At 72.0% G+C, this 12,540-nt stretch carries 11 protein-coding genes and 1 pseudogene; 9 read left to right on the top strand and 3 right to left on the bottom strand.

What is annotated here, in order from left to right; all coding sequences use genetic code 11:
• Positions 1-231: 231 nt before the first annotated feature.
• Positions 232-1,026, bottom strand: coding sequence for a CPBP family intramembrane glutamic endopeptidase (locus tag ABVB68_RS33015; protein WP_353604865.1), 795 nt, complete (start codon positions 1,024-1,026; stop codon positions 232-234).
• Positions 1,027-1,377: 351 nt separating this feature from the next.
• A complete protein-coding gene (locus ABVB68_RS33020; RefSeq protein WP_353604866.1) occupies positions 1,378-2,895 on the bottom strand; it encodes a glutamate-cysteine ligase family protein in 1,518 nt (505 codons plus the stop codon).
• Between the two features lie 568 nt (positions 2,896-3,463).
• Between ABVB68_RS33020 and ABVB68_RS33025 the strand changes: the two genes are divergently transcribed.
• The 5 genes from ABVB68_RS33025 (at position 3,464) to ABVB68_RS33045 (ending at position 8,555) form a co-directional block, all read left to right on the top strand.
• Positions 3,464-4,048 carry a hypothetical protein gene (locus tag ABVB68_RS33025; protein WP_353604867.1) on the top strand — a complete coding sequence of 195 codons (585 nt, stop codon included), beginning with the start codon at positions 3,464-3,466 and terminating at the stop codon, positions 4,046-4,048.
• A 281-nt stretch (positions 4,049-4,329) separates the two neighbouring features.
• Positions 4,330-4,536, top strand: coding sequence for a DUF5999 family protein (locus tag ABVB68_RS33030; RefSeq protein WP_353604868.1), 207 nt, complete (start codon positions 4,330-4,332; stop codon positions 4,534-4,536).
• Positions 4,537-4,882: 346 nt separating this feature from the next.
• A complete protein-coding gene (locus ABVB68_RS33035) occupies positions 4,883-5,413 on the top strand; it encodes a universal stress protein (protein ID WP_353604869.1) in 531 nt (176 codons plus the stop codon).
• A gap of 482 nt (positions 5,414-5,895) precedes the next feature.
• A complete protein-coding gene (locus ABVB68_RS33040; protein WP_353604870.1) occupies positions 5,896-7,854 on the top strand; it encodes an APC family permease in 1,959 nt (652 codons plus the stop codon).
• A 305-nt stretch (positions 7,855-8,159) separates the two neighbouring features.
• Entirely contained in the window at positions 8,160-8,555 is a 396-nt protein-coding gene (locus ABVB68_RS33045) for a TOBE domain-containing protein (protein WP_353604871.1), read from the top strand.
• A gap of 186 nt (positions 8,556-8,741) precedes the next feature.
• On the opposite strand, the pseudogene ABVB68_RS33050 reads toward ABVB68_RS33045, so the two are convergent.
• A pseudogene (locus ABVB68_RS33050) lies at positions 8,742-9,004 on the bottom strand (hypothetical protein); the annotation flags it as partial.
• A gap of 224 nt (positions 9,005-9,228) precedes the next feature.
• Here ABVB68_RS33050 and modA point away from each other — a divergent pair.
• The 4 genes from modA to ABVB68_RS33070 are packed head-to-tail and all read left to right on the top strand — an operon-like array spanning position 9,229 to position 12,509.
• Positions 9,229-10,050 carry a molybdate ABC transporter substrate-binding protein gene (gene modA / locus ABVB68_RS33055; RefSeq protein ID WP_353604872.1) on the top strand — a complete coding sequence of 274 codons (822 nt, stop codon included), beginning with the start codon at positions 9,229-9,231 and terminating at the stop codon, positions 10,048-10,050.
• Positions 10,047-10,922 (top strand): molybdate ABC transporter permease subunit, encoded by an 876-nt coding sequence (gene modB, locus ABVB68_RS33060; protein WP_353604873.1) that lies wholly within the window; start codon positions 10,047-10,049, stop codon positions 10,920-10,922. Before modA ends, modB begins: the two co-directional genes overlap by 4 nt.
• A 53-nt stretch (positions 10,923-10,975) precedes the next feature.
• A complete protein-coding gene (locus tag ABVB68_RS33065; RefSeq protein ID WP_353604874.1) occupies positions 10,976-12,061 on the top strand; it encodes an ABC transporter ATP-binding protein in 1,086 nt (361 codons plus the stop codon).
• A 28-nt stretch (positions 12,062-12,089) separates the two neighbouring features.
• Positions 12,090-12,509: a TOBE domain-containing protein gene (locus tag ABVB68_RS33070; RefSeq protein WP_353604875.1), complete on the top strand. Its 420-nt coding sequence runs from the start codon at positions 12,090-12,092 to the stop codon at positions 12,507-12,509.
• Positions 12,510-12,540: the final 31 nt, after the last annotated feature.

Here is a 12,540-nt window from a genome sequence, read left to right on the forward strand (position 1 = left end):
GAGGGCGGGTTGCGTTGCCTGAGCGGGGTGGCAGGCCACCGAAGACGAGCCGCGGCCTGAGCGGGTGGCGGGGCATCGAAGACGAGCTGCCGCCTGAGCGGGATGGCGGGGCATCGAAGACGAGCTGCCGCCTGAGCGGGATGGCGGGGCATCGAAGACGAGCTGCCGCCTGAGCGGGATGGCGGGGCATCGAGGGCGGGTTGCGTTGCCTGAAGGGCCCGCCGGCGGCGCTCAGGCCGTCGGCAGCCAGCCGACCTTGCCCGCGAGGAGGGCGTAACCGACGAACGCGCCGATGTCGAGCAGCGAGTGCGCCACGACCAGCGGGCCGACCCGGCCCCAGCGGCGGTAGAGCAGGACGAACACCACGCCCATGACCAAGTTCCCGAGGAAGCCGCCGATGCCCTGGTAGAGGTGGTACGAGCCGCGCAGGACCGCGCTGGCCGCCAGCGCGGCCCCCGGCCTCCAGCCCAACTGGCCGAGCCTGCGCAGCAGATAACCGACGACGATGACCTCTTCGAGGATCGCGTTCTGCAGGGCGGACAGGATCAGCACCGGGAACTTCCACCACACGTCCGGCAGTGCCTCGGGGACGACCGTGAGGTTGAAGCCGAGGCCGCGCGCGGCGAGGTAGAAGGCGATGCCGGTGCTGCCGATCACGGCCGCGACCCCGGCGCCGCGGCCGAGGTCGAACCAGGGGCGGCTGCGGTCGAAGCCCAGGGTGCGCATGCTCCGGCCCTCGCGCAGCAACAGGTGGGCGACGAGGGCCACGGGGACCAGCGCGGAGGCGATGCCGAAGAGCTGCCAGGCCAGGTCGAGCCAGGGGCGGCCGGGCGCGGCCGAGGCGTTGAGGGTGGCCGCCTGGTCCTTCAGGCCGCCCGGCTTGGTGACCGAGCCGATGAAGCTGATCAGCGCGGAGACCCCGCTCGCGCCCAGCGAGAGGCCGAGGACGAGGAGCGTCTCGTCCCGCAGGATCCGTCGCGGGTCCGGGGCCACGGATCCGCCCACCGAGTCAGCCTCCACCTGCATCCCTGCCTCCAGCCGGCACACGGGCCCACGGGCCCACCTTCGCCTGGCAAGGATCGCAGAAGGACCGCCCCGGCCCTCAGCCACCGCCCCGGCCCTCACGCACCGCGCCGGCCGTCGTCCGCCGCGCGGTCGTCATCCACCGCCCCGGTCCACACGCACCGCGCCGGTCCTCATGCACCGCGCCGGTCGTCGTCCGCCGCGCGGTCGTCATCCACCGCCCCGGCCCTCAGCCACCGTCCCGGCCCTCGTCCACCGTCCCGGCCCTCGTCCACCGCCCCGCGGCCCTCGTCCACCGCCGCGGCGGCGCACGCGCGGGGCGTCCACCGTCGCGGTGCGGGCTCCGGCAGGCCCTCAGAGCAGGGATGCCGGCTCGGGCAGGCCCACCGGCCAGGTGTGGACCGGCTCTCCCACATGCATCAGCTCGGCGTAGCGCCGGGTCGTGGCCGCCAGGGCGGCATCGCGGGTCAGTCCCTGCTCCAGTGCCCGGTGGAAGGTGGCCGCCTGCCAGGACGCGCCGTTCACCCGCCGCCGGCAGCGCTCCTCGATCACGCCCAGGTAGAGGTCGCGGTCGGCGGCCTCGACCCCCCACGCGTCCAGTCCGGCCGAGGCCAGCGGCAGCAGTTCGTCGCGGACCAGGGTCACCGCGTCGACCTCGCCCGTGCCGCCGTAGCGTCCCCGCCGGGGCCACACGAAGCGCGCGTCGATCCCGTGCCTGCACGCCGCGTCGAAGTTGGCCTCGGCCGCGGCGAAGGGCAGCCGGGTCCACACCGGACGGGAGTCCTCGGCGAGGGCGCGCACCAGCCCGTAGAAGAAGGCCGCGTTGGCGATCACGTCGGTGATGGTCGGCCCGGCGGGCAGCACCCGGTTCTCCACCCTGAGGTGCGGGACGCCGTCCGCGATGCCGTACACCGGCCGGTTCCAGCGGTAGATCGTGCCGTTGTGCAGCACGAGTTCGGCGAGCTTGGGCGTGCCGCCGGCGTCCAGGACCTCCAGCGGTTCCTCGTCGTCACAGATCGGCAGGAGCGCCGGGAAGTACCGCAGGTTCTCCTCGAACAGCTCCTGGGCGGAGGAGATCCACCGTTCCCCGAACCAGGTGCGCGGCCGCACCCCCTGCGCCTGGAGCTCGGGCGGCCGGGTGTCCGTGGACTGCAGGAACAGCGGCGGCCTGGACTCGCGCCACAGCTCGTGACCGAAGAGGAACGGTGAGTTGGCGCCCACGGCGATCTGCGCGGCGGACGCCACCTGCGCCGCGTTCCACACGTCGGCGAACCGGGCCGGCGTGACCTGCAGATGCAGTTGCACGGAGGTGCACGCGGCCTCGGGCACGATCGACTTGGACGTGCAGGTCAGATGCTCCACACCCTCGATGTCCAGCCGGAAGTCCTCCCCGCGCGCGGCCACGATCTGGTCGTTCAGCAGGGTGTAGCGGTCCACCTCGGAGAGGTTGGAGGAGACCAGGTCGTCCCGCTCGAGGGTGGGCAGGATGCCGATCATGACGATTCCCGCGTCCACCTCACCGGCCTTGCGGTCCGCGTACGCCAAAGAGGTGCGCAGTTCCTCGGCCAGCCGGTCGAAAACCCGGCCGCCCAACCGGTGTGGGGCGATGTTCACTTCCAGGTTGAACATGGCGAGTTCCGTCTGGAAATCACGGCTTGCGATGCGCTCCAGCACCTGCCCGTTCAGCATTTTAGGCATACCGTCCGAACCGGCGAGATTCAACTCGATCTCCACGCCCATGAGGTTCTTGGCGCGGTCGAACCGCTTCTCGACCAGCAGCCGCTCCAGTCCCGTCAGGCACTTCTGGAGCTTTTCGCGGTAGCGCTGGCGATCGGACAGGTCGAACTGCCCTGCCACGACCTTCTCCCCCATCGAAGTTTCCCTCCATCGGATGGGCGGGCCGGCGATCCGGCCGCCGGGCTCCCGGTCAGGGGGGATGATGCCCAGCGGAAGCGATCGATAACGTCCCGCGCGGGCCCGGCGCCCGCTAGTCTGTCGAATGTTCCCCGCGGCACATTCACGGGGCATGCCGCAACTTGCACCTTCGAGTGCCCCGAACGCCTCGTGAAAAACGCCGACGACATTCGGCCGACCGTTACCGGTGCGTAAGGCCAGGTCAGCGGCGGGCCGACGGCGCGAGAAACGGGATGAGTCCCGCAAATCGGCGACCTAATAGCGCCTTGCGGGACTTACCGAAATGGGATAGACGAAACAACGGCGGAACAAGCGTCATATAAACTTCGTCCACAAGGCAGAAGGTTGACGCCCTCGGTCCTGGTTCCTGCCGCGTTCCTGCCGTCACCACGACGGGCGGCAGGCCGAGCCGCACCTTTGTTGACCGACCCCGGGCCCCAACCCCTTCGGCCTTTCCGTGAGCAGACAGCGCCGTCCGCCCCACCCTCCTCGCGCCGCCGCGCCTGTCGAATGAGAGGCGACCCACATGCCGCTGCACGTGTCCCCTGCCCCCGCGCCCGCCCTGCGCTCCGTCCTCACCGCCCTCGGTTCCCCCACCGCGGTCCGTGAGGCCCGTACTCCTTCCCTGCGCGCCGCGCAGGGCCCGGCGACCCCCGAACTCCCGCTGCCCGTCCATGTACTGGACCGGATCACCGCCCAAGGCCTGTCCGCGACGCGACTGGCCGGCTGGCGCTTCCTGATCCGCTGCGGCGACCGGGCGGTGGCCGCGGCGGAGACCATGCTCACCCCCGACGGCTGGGCCTTCTCGCATTTCTTCGAAGGCCCGTACGTCACCTCCACCGAACTCGCTCTGCAGCAGGCTGAGGCCCTGCAACAGCCCTACCAGGCAAGACTGCTGTCCGTCCCCGGTCTGTACATGCTCACCCTGTGGCTGCACGGCGACTGCACCGCCGACGGCGCGGAGGGCCACCCGGCCGCCACCGATCTGCTGGTGCCGCTCGCCCCGGCACCACCCGGGATATCGGCGCACCGGCCCTTTCGCGTGGCCGAGTTGCTCCCGGTACTGACCCATCGGGCGACTCCCGTCCCGCTGCTCGGCTCACCTGCCTGAACCCTGGAAGTCCCCCGTACCCCGCTTCCCGGAAGGGAAGCGGGGTACGGCCGTCCGCACCGGGTGCCGCCACCCGGACTAGCCCGTTCCGGCCACGGCGAACCACCCGAAGTGACCGTGCAGTTGGGCTGAACCCACCGCGCGGGTGACGCGTCCTCAACCAGTGAGGAGCGGTGCTGCGAAATCCCTGCGGAACAAGGCGCGGAGGGCAACACTGGGTCCCGACCGACTTGTCATCACGGGGGACGGACATGACCACGACACAACGAAAGATCCCACCCATGTGCCAGCACCAGCCAACGTGCCCGCCAGCAGAGTCCGCCGACCGGGAATCCGCCCGTCTCGTGGCGCACCACCCGGAGCAGGGATGGAGTCTGCTGTGCAACGGCGTCCTCCTCTTCGAGGACACCGGCGAGCTGCTGCCCGACGGCCGCATCATCGCACCGCACCGTCCGCTGGGCGCGGAGCAGGTGATGACCGCCGCCTGACCGGGGCGCGAGGATTCCGAGGGGCCGGCCGCACAAGAGGGTGCGCACCGGCCCCGACGCATGTATGGGCTCGGCTACGGTCCGTAGCCGAGTGGTGCCCACGCGCGGTCCGCGGCGTCGGCACGTGTCCCCGCAGGGAGCCGTGCCGTCCGCGCGGTGCGCGGCGTCGACCCGTGCCCCCGCAGGGAGCCGGCACGTGTCCTCTGGGGGACCGAAGGCTCCGAGGCCCGTCCGGCTGGTCGGATCGCCGGTACAGGAGTGGGATGGAAGGAGAGCAGGGCTGCCGGCGGGCGCCTTCCCGGGTGGCCGTCCCGGCGGCGCCCGTGTGGAACGAGACGGGGATGTCATGTCCGGTCACGACGCCTCGGACACCGTCCGTGTGGTGGTCGGTGTGAGCGGCTCCCTGGGCAGCGTCAGCGCCCTGCGGCGGGCCACCGCGCTGGCCCACCGGCTGGGAGCCGAGCTGTGGCCCGTACTGGCGTGGGAGCCGCCGGGTGGTGATCCCGCCGCGCGGCGCTCGCCCGCCGCCGATCTCCTGGTGGCGGAGTGGCAACGCCTGGCCAAGCAGCGGCTGGCCGCGGTGCTGGACGAGATCTTCGCGACGGCGGGGCCGGGTGTGCCGATGCACGCGGTCATCGTCCGAGGCGCTCCGGGCCGGGCGCTGGTGGCGACCGCGGACCGGGAGGACGACGTCCTGGTGGTGGGTGCGGGGCGGCGCGGGCTCCAGCGGGCCTTCTCCGGCCGGGTGTCCCGGCACTGCCTGGCCCACGCCGTCTGCCCGGTCCTCGCGGTGCCCCCGTCTCCGCTGGAGTCACAGCTGCTGTCCTTCCACCGGCGCAACACCTGGCACCTGCGCATGGACACACGGGGATTGTGACAAGAGCCCGCCAGAGGCTCCCACCGAGCCGGATGCGCGAACATTCCCAAGCAGACCTCCGAGCGAACCAGATGCGAGAACGTTCCGAAGCACCCCCGAACGAATCGGACGCGCGAACCTCCCGAAGCACCTCCGAACCAACCGGACGCGCGAACCTCCCGAACGAGGCGGACTCTGCGATCGGCAACGGCACGCAGGGCCCCGGCCCCCCGTACGGACCACACCGCGGCGTCCCGTGTGATGACGCTCGGTGGCCGTCGTCAGGCAGTCACCGCACCGGGCCGTCACGCCGTGGCCGCCCGGCCGACCCACCCCGGCCTCGTCTTCTTGATGCGCCCTCAGTCTTCCCGGGCCATTCTTAACGCAAGATTGACGCCCACGGAGCCCGGATCCGTGGGCCTTGGCGTCACTCTCTGCTTACGCTGGTGCCGCCGTCCGGGTGATGGCCGGTAACAGCGGAGCCGTACATCAGGAGCACGCCGATGGTCACGACAGAACACCCTCCCAGTACCAGCCGACTGCGGAACTGGATGCTGGAGGGCCTGTCCGACATGGGCAAGGGCGGTGGCCACACCGGACCGCACGCCGTGCCGGAGCCGCCGCACCAGGGGCAGCGCTGGTGGCGGGTGATGTGCCTGACCGGTGTCGACTACTTCTCCACCCTCGGCTACCAGCCCGGCATCGCCGCCCTGGCGGCCGGCCTGCTGTCGCCGATCGCGACGATCGTGCTCGTCATCGTCACCCTGGCCGGTGCCCTGCCGGTCTATCGCAGGGTGGCCGAGGAGAGCCCGCGCGGCGAGGGCTCCATCGCGATGCTGGAGCGACTGCTGTCCTTCTGGCAGGGCAAGCTGTTCGTCCTCACCCTGCTGGGCTTCGCGGCCACCGACTTCCTGATCACGATCACCCTCTCCGCCGCCGACGCCTCAACCCACCTGGTGGAGAACCCGCACCTCACCGGCGCTCTGCACGGCCACCAGATGGTGATCACACTGTGCCTGGTGGCACTGCTCGGCGCGGTGTTCCTCAAGGGCTTCCTCGAAGCGATCGGCGTCGCGGTCGCCCTGGTCGGCATCTACCTCGCGCTCAACGTCGTGGTCGTGATCACCGGCCTCTGGCACGTCGTCACCGCCGGGCACGTGGTGACCGACTGGGCCGGCGCCCTGACCGCGGAGCACGGGAACGTGTTCGTGATGATCGGCGTGGCGCTGATCGTCTTCCCGAAACTCGCCCTGGGCCTGTCCGGCTTCGAGACCGGTGTGGCCGTCATGCCGCACGTCCAGGGCGACCCGGACGACACCGAGGAACGGCCGGCGGGCCGGATCCGGGACACCAAGAAGCTGCTGACCACCGCCGCGGTCATCATGAGCTGCTTCCTGATCGCCACCAGCTTCATCACCACGCTGCTGATCCCCGAGAGGGAGTTCAGGACCGGCGGCCAGGCCAACGGCCGCGCGCTCGCCTACCTCGCGCACCAGTACCTCGGCGGCGCCTTCGGCACGGTCTACGACGTCTCGACCATCGCCATCCTGTGGTTCGCGGGCGCCTCCGCCATGGCCGGCCTGCTCAACCTGATGCCGCGCTATCTGCCCCGCTACGGCATGGCTCCGCACTGGGCGCGGGCCGTCCGCCCGATGGTCATCGTCTTCACGCTGGTCGCCTTCCTGGTCACCTGGCTCTTCGACGCCAACGTCGACAAGCAGGGCGGCGCCTACGCCACCGGCGTGCTGGTGCTGATCAGCTCGGCGGCGATCGCCGTGACCATCGCCGCGCGCAAGGCGGGACAGCGCCGCTGGACCGTCGGCTTCGGGGCGATCGCCGCGGTGTTCCTCTACACCACCGTCGTGAACGTCATCGAGCGCCCCGACGGTGTGAAGATCGGTGCCTGCTTCATCACGGGCATCATGCTGGTCTCGCTGCTGTCCCGGCTGGCGCGTGCCTTCGAGCTGCGTGTGACCAGCGTGACCCTCGATCCGATGGCGGAACGGTTCATCCGCGACATGGCCAGCCGGAAGATACGTTTCATCGCCAACCAGCCGGGCCCCCGCGACCAGGCCGAGTACCGGGAGAAGGTCGAGCAGATCCGCACCGACAACGACCTGCCCGAGCAGGAGGACTTCGTCTTCGCGGAGGTCACGGTCACCGATCCCTCCGAGTTCGAGGCGAGCCTGACCGTCCGCGGCGAGGTACTGCACGGCCGCTACCGGGTGCTGACCCTGGAGTCCGCCTCCATCCCGAACGCACTGGCCGCTCTCCTCCTCCACGTCCGCGACGTCACCGGCTGCATCCCGCACATGTACTTCGAGTGGACCGAGGGCAATCCGTTCGCCAACTTCCTGCGCTTCTTCCTCTTCGGCCAGGGCGAGGTCGCCCCGGTCACCCGCGAGGTGCTGCGCGAGGCGGAGCCGAACCGGGCACGGCGACCGCGCGTCCACGTGGGCTGAGCCCCCTCCCCGCACGGACCGGCCGGGCAGGGATCCGGCGTGGGCACCCGGCCCACGCACCGGGGCCGCCACGCGGCTTCGCACCACGCAGCGGGATCTGCCGTGCGGCTTCGGGCCGACCCCGAAGCCACACCGGAACCCGCCCTACGGCTTCCGGCCGACCACGAAGCCACACCGGAACCCGCCCTACGGCTTCCGGCCGACCTCGAGGCGCCCTGGGCCGCCGCACCGACGCCATGTCGCGTCGTACCCGACGGCCAACCCCATGTGCGCCGTTTCCGGCGCCGGGCCCTATCGTGACCGCCATGCACTCCTACACGATCGGCCAGGCCGCCCGGCTGCTCGGCGTGAGTCCGGACACCGCCCGCCGCTGGGCCGACGCGGGCCGGGTGACCACCCACCGTGACGAGGCCGGCCGGCGTCTCATCGACGGCCGGGACCTCGCCGCGTTCTCGGTGGAGCTGGCCAAGGCGGGCGGCGGTGAGGAGGACGCCTCCCACACGTCCGTGCGCAACGCCTTCCCCGGGATCGTCACCGCGATCAAGCTGGGCGACGTCGCCGCACAGGTGGAGATCCAGGCGGGCCCGCACCGGCTGGTGTCGCTGCTGACCCGGGAAGCGGTCGAGGAACTGGGCCTGGAGGTCGGCATGGAGGCCACCGCCCGTGTGAAGTCCACCAACGTGCACATCGACCGCGTCTGACCCGGCCGGCGACCGGCGGGGCCGCCGAACCCGGGTAGGTCGAACGGCGGGTGCGCCGCACGCGGGGCCGGTGGCTCAGGAAGCCGCCGCCGGCGCACGCCCGGACACGGCAGGCGCCGCGTCACCCTGGACCCCCCGCTCCTGGGCCCCCACGTCCTGGAACCCCTCGCCCTGGTCCCCTCCTGCGAAGTCCGGGTCGACCTCGGCCCAGGACAGCGGCGCGTGGTGGCCGTCGGTGCCGGTGACCGCGATGAGGAAGCGCGGCCGGTCCTTGCGCCGTGCCGGGTCGGAGCCGGGGCCGGCGAGCACGTCGTACAGGCGCGGGCCGGCGAAGCGATGGCGCTGGATGCCGCCGGTCGCGCGGTCGAAGCCGACGTGCGCCCGGTGCCGCGGCCGGCGCCGCAGGTCCGGCACGGTCAGCCGGGCGGGTCGTAGAGGCCTCCGGTCAGGGCGAGTTGCGCGAGCGTCGTCGTCGACCACCTCCCGCAGCACCGTACTCGCCCCGCAGCGCCGTACAAACGCACATGCAAGCTACAAGTCGTAAGTTCGCAGCTCATGCGATGCGACAGGAGACCTACACCTGGCAGATGCGGCAGTATCATCGCCGCAGGGCCGGTCCTCGGCCGTGCAAGGGCGCGACAGTCGTTCCACCGAACCCGAGGAGTAGAACGTGATGACCCGTTCCGTGCGCCGGACCCGGCGGACGCTGCAGCTGGCCGGTGCGGGAGCCGCCGCCCTCATGGCACTCAGCGCCTGCTCCTCCTCGTCCGGCTCCGGGAAGTCGGACGGTTCCCCGGACACGTCGGCCTCTCCGAAGCTGTCCGGCACGGTCGCCGTGTTCGCGGCCGCCTCCCTCAAGGAGAGCTTCACCAGGCTCGGCACGGAGTTCGAGCAGCGGCACCCCGGAACCAAGGTCAGCTTCAACTTCGGCGGCAGCGACACCCTGGCCGCCAGCATCACCGGCGGCGCTCCCGCGGACGTCTTCGCCGCGGCCAGCCCCAGGACGATGAAGATCGTGACGGACAAGGGTGACGCGGCCGGCACCCCGGCCACCTTCGTCCGCAACCAGCTGGAGATCGCCACCCCGCCGGGCAACCCGGACAAGGTCGCCTCCCTGAAGGACCTCACCAGGTCCGGCCTGAAGGTCGTCCTGTGCGACAGGACCGTGCCCTGCGGCGCCGCCGCCCAGAAGGCCCTGGACGCGGCGAAGCTGAAGCTCACCCCCGCCTCCTACGAGCAGGACGTCAAGAGCGCCCTGACCAAGGTGCAGCTGAAGGAGGCCGACGCGGCGGTGGTCTACAAGACCGACGTGAAGGCCGCGGGCGACAAGGTGGAGGGCGTGGAGTTCCCCGAGTCCGCCGGGGCCGTCAACGACTATCCGATCACCCTGCTCAAGGACGCCCCCAACGCCCGGGCCGCCAGGGCGTTCATCGCCCTCGTGCAGTCCGCCGAGGGCCGGCGGGTGCTGAGCGGGGCCGGGTTCCTCAAGCCGTGACCTCGCTCCCCAGGACCGGTGCCGCGACCCGCCCCCGCACGGGTGGGCCGCGGCGCCGCCGCGGCACCGCGGGCCGTGTCACCGCGGGCGGCCGCCGCGGAGTGCCGCTGCCCCTGCTCCTGCCGGGCCTGCTGGCCCTCGCCTTCCTGCTGCTGCCGCTGCTCGCGCTGCTCCTGCGGGCGCCCTGGCGCAGTCTGCCGGACCAGCTCACCGGCACCGAGGTGTGGCAGGCGCTGCAACTGTCCCTGGTCAGCGCCACCGCGGCCACCGCCGTGAGCCTGGTCCTCGGGGTGCCGCTGGCCTGGCTGCTGGCCCGCACGGAGTTCCCCGGCCGGGGTCTCGTGCGTGCCCTGGTGACGCTGCCCCTGGTCCTCCCGCCGGTGGTCGGGGGCGTGGCCCTGCTCCTCGCCCTGGGCCGCAACGGCGTCATCGGCCAGTGGTTGGACGCCTGGTTCGGGATCACCCTGCCCTTCACCACGACCGGGGTCGTGATCGCGGAGACGTTCGTGGCGATGCCGTTCCTGGTGATCAGCGTCGAGGGCACGCTGCGCGCCGCCGATCCGCGCTACGAGGAGGCGGCCACCACGCTCGGCGCGTCCCGCTTCACCGCGTTCCGCCGGGTCACGCTGCCGCTGATCGCACCCGGCATCGCGGCGGGCGCCGTACTGGCCTGGGCCCGCGCGCTCGGCGAGTTCGGCGCGACGATCACCTTCGCGGGCAACTTCCCCGGCCGCACCCAGACCATGCCCCTGGCGGTCTACCTGGCCCTGCAGAACGACCCCGAGGCCGCCATCGCCCTCAGCCTGGTGCTGCTGACCGTGTCGATCGCGGTACTGGCGGGACTGCGGGACCGCTGGATGACGGGAGCGTGAGGGTGTCCGCGAGGAGGGAAGACGACACGGCCGAGACGAAGAAACCCCGCCCCATGACCGACACCGCCGCACGTCAGGCCGGGCCCGAGGCCGCCGAGGCGCAGGGGCTCGACGCCCGGCTCGTCGTCGAGCGCGGCTCCTTCAGGCTGGACGTCGCCCTGGCGGCCGCCCCCGGGGACGTGGTCGCCGTGCTGGGGCCCAACGGCGCCGGCAAGACCACGGCCCTGCGGGCCCTGGCCGGTCTGGTCCCGCTCACCGAGGGCCACCTGCGGCTCGACGGGGCCTCGCTGGAGCGCACACCGCCGGAGTCCCGCCCGGTCGGTGTGGTCTTCCAGGACTACCTGCTCTTCCCACACCTCTCCGCACTGGACAACGTGGCCTTCGGGCCGCGCTGCCAGGGGGCGGGCAAGTCGGCGGCCCGCGCCCAGGCCGCGGCCTGGCTGGACCGCATGGGGCTCGCCGGCCACGCGGCCGCCAAACCCCGCCGGCTCTCCGGCGGCCAGGCACAGCGGGTCGCTCTCGCCCGCGCCCTGGCCACGCACCCCCGGCTGCTGCTCCTGGACGAGCCGCTCGCGGCCCTGGACGCCCGTACCCGCCTGGAGGTCCGCGCCCAGCTCCGCCGTCACCTGGCCGAGTTCGAGGCGGTCGCCGTCCTGGTCACCCACGACCCGCTGGACGCGATGGTGCTCGCCGACCGGCTGGTGGTCATCGAGCACGGCCGGGTCGTGCAGGAGGGCACACCGTCCGACATCGCCCGCCACCCCCGGACCGACTACATCGCACAGCTGGTCGGCCTCAACCTCTACCGGGGACGGGCCGAGGCGCACACGGTACGGCTGGACGCCGGGCCGTCGATCACCACCACGGAGGAGCTGACCGGGCCGGTGTTCGTGGCGTTCCGGCCCTCCGCCGTGACGCTGTTCCGGGACCGGCCGAGAGGCACGAGCGCCCGCAACCTGTGGCGCTGCGCGGTCGCCGGCCTGGAGACGCACGGCGACCAGATCCGCGCCGACCTCACCGGCGACCTCACCCTCGCGGCCGACCTCACCACGGTCGCCGCCGCGGAACTCGACCTGCGGCCCGGTGCACCGGTCTGGGCGACGGTCAAAGCGGCGCAGACGCACGCATACCCGGCCTGACCGCCCTCCCGGACTACGGTGAGGGGCCATGACCCTGAGCATCCGCAACCAGCTGCCCGGCACCGTCACCGAGGTGCGTCCGGGCGAAGCCATGGCGACCGTGAAAGTCCGGCTGACCGGAGGCCAGGACCTCACGGCGGCCATCACCCGGGAGGCCGTCCACGAACTCGGCCTCACCACGGGTTCCCCGGTGAGCGCCCTGGTGAAGTCGACCGAGGTCTCCCTCTCCACCAGCCGGGTCGACGGGCTGTCCATCCGCAACCAACTGGCCGGCACGGTCACCCGGCTCACGCTCGGCGAGGCCATGGCCACCGTGCAGATCACCATGGACGGCGGGGAACTCACCGCCGCGATCACCAAGGACGCGGCCGGCGACCTCGGCCTCTTCGTGGGCTCCGACGTCGTCGCCCTGATCAAGTCGACCGAGGTCTCTCTGGCGAAGGCGTGACAAGCCCGAGGGGCCCCGTCCGCGCGGACGG

Source organism: Streptomyces sp. NPDC096012, assembly GCF_040426375.1.
Taxonomy (GTDB): Bacteria; Actinomycetota; Actinomycetes; order Streptomycetales; family Streptomycetaceae; genus Streptomyces.

What these genes read in the sequence shown, in the direction of transcription:
- ABVB68_RS33045 (WP_353604871.1), top strand. Translation starts at nt 8,160, where the DNA reads ATGCACTCCTACACGATCGGCCAGGCCGCCCGGCTGCTCGGCGTGAGT.
- modA (WP_353604872.1), top strand. Translation starts at nt 9,229, where the DNA reads ATGACCCGTTCCGTGCGCCGGACCCGGCGGACGCTGCAGCTGGCCGGT.
- ABVB68_RS33040 (WP_353604870.1), top strand. Translation starts at nt 5,896, where the DNA reads ATGGTCACGACAGAACACCCTCCCAGTACCAGCCGACTGCGGAACTGG.
- ABVB68_RS33030 (WP_353604868.1), top strand. Translation starts at nt 4,330, where the DNA reads ATGTGCCAGCACCAGCCAACGTGCCCGCCAGCAGAGTCCGCCGACCGG.
- ABVB68_RS33020 (WP_353604866.1), bottom strand. Translation starts at nt 2,895, where the DNA reads ATGGGGGAGAAGGTCGTGGCAGGGCAGTTCGACCTGTCCGATCGCCAG.
- ABVB68_RS33015 (WP_353604865.1), bottom strand. Translation starts at nt 1,026, where the DNA reads ATGCAGGTGGAGGCTGACTCGGTGGGCGGATCCGTGGCCCCGGACCCG.
- ABVB68_RS33025 (WP_353604867.1), top strand. Translation starts at nt 3,464, where the DNA reads ATGCCGCTGCACGTGTCCCCTGCCCCCGCGCCCGCCCTGCGCTCCGTC.
- ABVB68_RS33065 (WP_353604874.1), top strand. Translation starts at nt 10,976, where the DNA reads ATGACCGACACCGCCGCACGTCAGGCCGGGCCCGAGGCCGCCGAGGCG.
- ABVB68_RS33070 (WP_353604875.1), top strand. Translation starts at nt 12,090, where the DNA reads ATGACCCTGAGCATCCGCAACCAGCTGCCCGGCACCGTCACCGAGGTG.
- ABVB68_RS33035 (WP_353604869.1), top strand. Translation starts at nt 4,883, where the DNA reads ATGTCCGGTCACGACGCCTCGGACACCGTCCGTGTGGTGGTCGGTGTG.